The following is a 920-nucleotide window of genomic DNA, read 5'->3' as shown; positions in this document are numbered from 1 at the left end:
AGCAGAAGCAGAAGCAGAAGCAGAAGCAGAAGCAGAAGCAGAAGCAGAAGCAGAAGCAGAAGCAGAAGCAGAAGCAGCGAGTGGCGAGTTTTCTGCCAAGACTGTTTATTAGGGCATAACATGCCTGGCAATTGTTTTCATCCTGGCAATTTCGCGGTTGACAGCAATTGGAGGGGCAGTATATGATGTTGACTATTCGAGGGCAGCAGACGCTGACCGTTACGTATACACTACACTTCGCGAGAAAAGGAGGTCCGGAAGAGATGAAAACGATCAATCTATATTGGAGTTCATTTATACAGCTACAGCAGAATTTGAGTAATGCCGAACGCAATCCTCGTCCTGAGGAACAGACGCTGTTTGAGCATCATCCTATGCAGATTGAAACGACTGATCACTCCAACCGGATCTTCGCAGCAACATACAGGTACGCTTTCTGAACGATGAGGGATATAGGGATACACAGACATGTGTGCTCTAATTTCGATACAGAGACGAGATCAACTGTATGCTCTGCCATGTTGAAGATACATATAACCGAACAATTTATCCAGACTCCTCGTACAGGTTTCCAGCGGCAGCATTGCTAGAGATAAAACGAGCGAGCACCAAATGGGCAGATTGCAAGGCAAACCGGCCGTGGACTGAAAAGTCTACGGTCTTTTTTGTATACAAGACGAGTCGAATAGTTGCGATTATAGCCGTTTTATAAGGCGATGTAGTTGTGTAAAGTCAGGTTTAACTAGTTTGCAAAAGGGAACAGGGTCGTTTAAAGCATTGCAGAAATTATTCGAAATGCTGAAAAGGCGGACTATGCAAAAAGTTTAAAAGATCTAATAATTTTACAAGCACTACAAGCACTACAAGCACTACAAGCACTACAAGCACTACAAGCACTACAAGCACTACAAGCACTACAA

The 920-nt window shown here is 44.0% G+C and carries 1 protein-coding gene; it reads left to right on the top strand.

From position 1 onward, the window contains the following. Positions 1–182: 182 nt before the first annotated feature. The gene (locus AAHF22_RS23750; protein WP_347327463.1) at positions 183–440 is read left to right on the top strand and encodes a hypothetical protein; all 258 of its coding nucleotides are present in this window, start codon (positions 183–185) and stop codon (positions 438–440) included. Positions 441–920: the final 480 nt, after the last annotated feature.

Source organism: Paenibacillus wenxiniae, from assembly GCF_039822605.1.
GTDB classification, from domain to species: Bacteria; Bacillota; Bacilli; order Paenibacillales; family Paenibacillaceae; genus Saccharibacillus; species Saccharibacillus wenxiniae.
Note: the sequence above shows the minus strand (reverse complement) of the source record. Positions and strands in the feature narration are given on the sequence as shown.

What these genes read in the sequence shown, in the direction of transcription:
- AAHF22_RS23750 (WP_347327463.1), top strand. Translation starts at nt 183, where the DNA reads ATGATGTTGACTATTCGAGGGCAGCAGACGCTGACCGTTACGTATACA.